6 protein-coding genes are annotated in these 4,057 nt (G+C 73.0%); 3 read left to right on the plus strand and 3 right to left on the minus strand.

Features of this window, described 5'->3' with window-relative positions; genetic code table 11:
• Window positions 1-66: 66 nt before the first annotated feature.
• The 3 genes from AC1Q49_RS16040 (at window position 67) to AC1Q49_RS16050 (ending at window position 2,169) form a co-directional block, all read left to right on the plus strand.
• Window positions 67-804 carry a PspA/IM30 family protein gene (locus tag AC1Q49_RS16040; protein ID WP_060960880.1) on the plus strand — a complete coding sequence of 246 codons (738 nt, stop codon included), beginning with the start codon at window positions 67-69 and terminating at the stop codon, window positions 802-804.
• A gap of 76 nt (window positions 805-880) precedes the next feature.
• Complete coding sequence (locus AC1Q49_RS16045; RefSeq protein ID WP_061782535.1) at window positions 881-1,693, plus strand: arginase family protein; 813 nt, start codon at window positions 881-883, stop codon at window positions 1,691-1,693.
• Complete coding sequence (locus tag AC1Q49_RS16050) at window positions 1,690-2,169, plus strand: Fe-S oxidoreductase (RefSeq protein WP_492493391.1); 480 nt, start codon at window positions 1,690-1,692, stop codon at window positions 2,167-2,169. The genes AC1Q49_RS16045 and AC1Q49_RS16050 overlap by 4 nt, the downstream gene beginning before the upstream one ends.
• On the opposite strand, the gene AC1Q49_RS16055 is transcribed toward AC1Q49_RS16050, so the two are convergent.
• The 3 genes from AC1Q49_RS16055 to AC1Q49_RS16065 are packed head-to-tail and all read right to left on the minus strand — an operon-like array spanning window position 2,156 to window position 3,946.
• Window positions 2,156-2,695, minus strand: a complete 540-nt coding sequence (locus tag AC1Q49_RS16055; protein WP_492493393.1) for an SIP domain-containing protein — start codon at window positions 2,693-2,695, stop codon at window positions 2,156-2,158. The genes AC1Q49_RS16050 and AC1Q49_RS16055 overlap by 14 nt on opposite strands.
• A 40-nt stretch (window positions 2,696-2,735) precedes the next feature.
• Entirely contained in the window at window positions 2,736-3,446 is a 711-nt protein-coding gene (locus tag AC1Q49_RS16060) for a tyrosine-protein phosphatase (RefSeq protein WP_492493395.1), read from the minus strand.
• The gene (locus tag AC1Q49_RS16065; protein WP_060960883.1) at window positions 3,443-3,946 is read right to left on the minus strand and encodes a carboxymuconolactone decarboxylase family protein; all 504 of its coding nucleotides are present in this window, start codon (window positions 3,944-3,946) and stop codon (window positions 3,443-3,445) included. Before AC1Q49_RS16065 ends, AC1Q49_RS16060 begins: the two co-directional genes overlap by 4 nt.
• Between the last annotated feature and the right edge of the window lie 111 nt (window positions 3,947-4,057).

Genomic DNA, 4,057 nt, shown 5'->3' on the forward strand with positions numbered 1-4,057 from the left:
CCCTTCCCCCGCCCACCACCACTGACCTCGCAGTCCCCGCAGTTTCCCGCTAGGAAAGGAAAACCGATGGCAAAGCAGTCCATCTTCGGCCGCATCTCGACTCTCGTGAAGGCGAACATCAACGCGATGCTCGATTCCGCCGAAGACCCGCAGAAGATGCTCGACCAGCTGGTGCGCGACTACACCAACTCGATCGCCGACGCCGAGTCCGCCATCGCTGAGACCATCGGAAACCTGCGCCTGCTCGAGCGCGACCACGAAGAGGACGTCCGTGCCGCCGCGGAATGGGGCAACAAGGCCCTCGCCGCCAGCCGCAAGGCCGACGAGCTGCGCGCCGCCGGCAACGCCGCGGATGCCGACAAGTTCGACAACCTCGCCAAGATCGCCCTGCAGCGCCAGATCAGCGAGGAGAACGAGGCCAAGGCCGTCCAGCCGACGATCGCCTCCCAGACGGAGGTCGTCGACAAGCTCAAGGACGGCCTCAACGGCATGAAGCAGAAGCTCGAGCAGCTCAAGGCGAAGCGCAGCGAGCTGCTGGCGCGCGCGAAGACCGCCGAGGCGCAGAACAAGGTGCACGACGCCGTCAAGTCGATCGACGTGCTCGACCCCACGAGCGAGCTCGGACGCTTCGAAGACAAGGTCCGTCGCCAGGAAGCCCTCGCCGCCGGCAAGGCGGAGCTGGCAGCATCCAGCCTCGACGCCCAGTTCAACGAGCTCGAGGACGTCGGCGAGCTCACCGAGGTCGAGGCGCGGCTGGCCGCGCTCAAGAGCGGCGGCAGCCCCACGGCGGCGCTCGAGCAGTAGGAACGGCGCGCACGTTCCGGGGCCCCGCCCGACGCGGGAGCCCCGGGACAGCCCGCGGCGACGGAAGGATGACCGCATGACACGCTTCCTGGTGGTGCCGCAGTGGCAGGGCTCGCCCGCCCCGCGGGCGATGCTGCTCGTCGACGGTGCCGAGGCGATCGCGGGCGACCTCCCGCGCGCCGCGACGACGCGCGTCGAGGTCCCGGCGGAGGCCGGCGAAGAGCTCGAGACGGGCATCCGCCGTTTCAGCGCCCTGAACCGCGTCGCGGAGGCCGTCGGCGCCGCCCTGGCGACCGGCGACGAGCCCGCCCTCGTCATCGGCGGCGACTGCGGCGTGGCCCTTCCCGCGATCGCGCACGCCGCCCGGACGCACACCGACCTCGCCGTCGTGTGGTTCGACGCGCACGGCGACCTCCACACCCCGACCACCTCGCCCTCCGGCGCGTTCGCCGGGATGGCGCTCCGTGCGGTCGTGGCGACCTCCGCGCTCCCGGGCGGCGGCGCCGTCGCGGAGGATCGCACCGTGCTGGTCGGCACCCGCGAGCTCGACGAGCCGGAACGCGCGTTCCTGGACACCAGCGCGGTGCGCGTCGTCGACGCGGATGCCGCCGCCGAGGCGAGCGCGCTCGTGGACGCGGTGGCGGCCACCGGCGCGCAGGCCGTGTACATCCACGTCGATCTCGACGTGCTCGACCCGGCGGTGCTCGCGGGTGTCTCCCGTCCGGTCCCCTTCGGGCTCACGCTCGCGCAGCTGACCGCCGCGATCGGCGCGGTGCGCTCGCGCTTCCCCCTCGCGGGCGCGTCCCTCTCCGGGTTCGCACCGGCCTCGCCCGCGGCGGCCGTCGACGATCTCGGGACGATCCTCCGCGTGGTCGGCGCGCTCGCGTGATCGCCACTCCGCCTCCCGGCTGGCAGGCCCGTGCCGCCCGGGCCGTGGCGCGCGGGCGACGCCTGGACGCGCTGATCCCCAGCATCCTCCTCGACTCGCCGGTGAGCCGCGCCGGCTACTGGTGGGGCACGGCGGTGGGCTGGGTCTGGGGGACGCTGTGGTCGACGGGCCGCATCGAGCGCCGGGGCGGGCTCTGGGTCTTCACCGGGATGCCCTCCTGGACGTTCGGTCGCGGCGGCGTGTGCGTGGGCGGGTGCTTCCTCACCGGCTCGCCGCACATCGGCGACGCGGTGCTGCGGCACGAGGCCGTGCACGCGCGCCAGTGGCGCCGCTACGGCTTCCTCATGCCGCTGCTGTACGCCGTGGCCGGTCGGGATCCGCTGACGAACCGCTTCGAGATCCTCGCCGGGCTGGAGGAGGGCAACTACGTGCCACGCGGCTCGTCGACGAAGGGCGCGCGGGTCAGCGGGAGCTGACGAGCCCGAAGCGGGCGGGCGTGTGCACCGCCGCGGCGGCGATGCCCAGACGCTCGGTGAGGTGATCGAAGATGTCGGCGGTGCCGAGGAAGCCCCCGAGCAGGTGGATGCGCGTGCCGTCGACGCACGCGGCATCCGACGCGGGCCGAAGCCCGTCGGTGTCGTCCGCCGCGGCCTCGTCGGAGACGGCGTCGTCGCAGAGCATCTCGTCGGCCCAGGCGGTGACGGCGCGGCTCAGCGCCTGCCCCGGGGCGCACGCCCGGCCCGTGCCCGGCTCGCCGCTGCGCGCCGATCGATCGAGCCACGTGAGCACCATCCGGGCGGGCACGGTGATCGGAGCGATCCACGACGCGTCGGGAACCTCGACGAAGACGCGGCCGGTCGAGCAGATCGGCAGGGTCGCGACGAGCGCCTCCAGCTCGGCGAGCGCGTTCTCGTCGGCCGTGATGAGGTGCTGCACGCGCGCGTGACGCGACGCCTTGCAGGCGGTCGAGTCGTGCACGGCACGTGTCGCGAGGGAAGTCATGATGACCCCCATCATACGCCCTGTTAAGGGGAGCCTTACCTCATTCTGCGATGAGGTGCGTGCGCAGGGCCGCCACTTCGTCCACCGTCAGTCCGTGGGCGCGCAGGTAGTCGGCGGCGCCGCCGTAGCGGCCGCGCACATCGGCGAGGAGATCCCGCATGACCGTGGCCGGTGAACGCGTCACGAGGTCGTCGAGATGGCGCGCGTCGGGATGCAGGGTGCGCAGATACGCCAGCACGCGCCCGTTCCGCTCCGGCGGCAGCAGCTCCTCCGTCCGGGCGTAGTCGGCGACGATCGCGTCCTCGTCGACGCCCGCCGCCGCCAGCAGCAACGCGATCGTCACGCCCGTGCGGTCCTTGCCCACCGTGCAGTGCACGAGCACGGGCTGCGCGCCCAGGACCGCGCGCGTGGCCTCCACGAGCTGCGGCGCCGAGCCGTCCACCAGCTCGCGGTACATCTGCGCGAGCGACCTGTCCTCCGCGAAGAAGGATCCGACCGATCCGACGAACAGCGGGATGCGGACCGTCTCGAGGCCGAGGCCGTCGACGCGACTCGGCTCGGTGGCGACCTCGTCGTCGGCGCGCAGATCCACGATCCGGCGCACGCCGAGATCCGCGAGCGCGCGGCATCCCTCGCCGGTCAGCCGAGCGAGGTTGCCGGAGCGGAAGAGCACCCGCGGCCTCGTCGCCGCCGCGCCCGCCGGCAGCCCGCCGACGTCGCGGAAGTTGAGCGCTCCGGGCACCAGCGTCATGCGGTGCCGCTCCCCGCTGCTGCGGCCGCCGCCTCGCCCCCGCGCGGCGGGACGGGGTACGCCCCGGCGATCGTGATGCGGTTGAACGCATTGATCGAGACGAGGAGCCAGCTGATCGCGACGTACTCCGGCTCGGAGAGGATGCCGCCCACGCGGTCGTAGACCTCGTCCGGCACGCCTTCCTCGTGGATGAAGACGTAGCACTCGGCGAGCTCGAGAGCGGCGCGTTCACGGGCCGAGAAGACGCCCGACTCGCGCCACGTCGCCAACTGCGCGATGTCGTCGGCGGTCAGTCCTGCCGCCACGCCGCGGTCGACGTGCACCCGCACGCAGTAGGCGCAGCCGTTGAGCTGGGAGGCATGGATGAGCACGAGCTCCCGCAGCCGCGCGTCGATCCCCGCGTCGGCCGCGATGGTGCCGACCGTCTGGGAGAAGGCCTCCAGCGCGTCGTAGGCGGGACGGGCGGACCGGGACAGGTGGACGCGACGCTCGCTGCTCATGCGCCCAGCCTAGGACGCCCCCTCACCCGCCAACCGCTATCCCGCGTGCGAGCCGCCATCGCGCGCACCGCCCAGGCCATAGCGGCTCGTCCGTGCCGTGGCGGCTCGCGG

This window comes from Microbacterium sp. MPR-TSA4 (genome assembly GCF_058792815.1).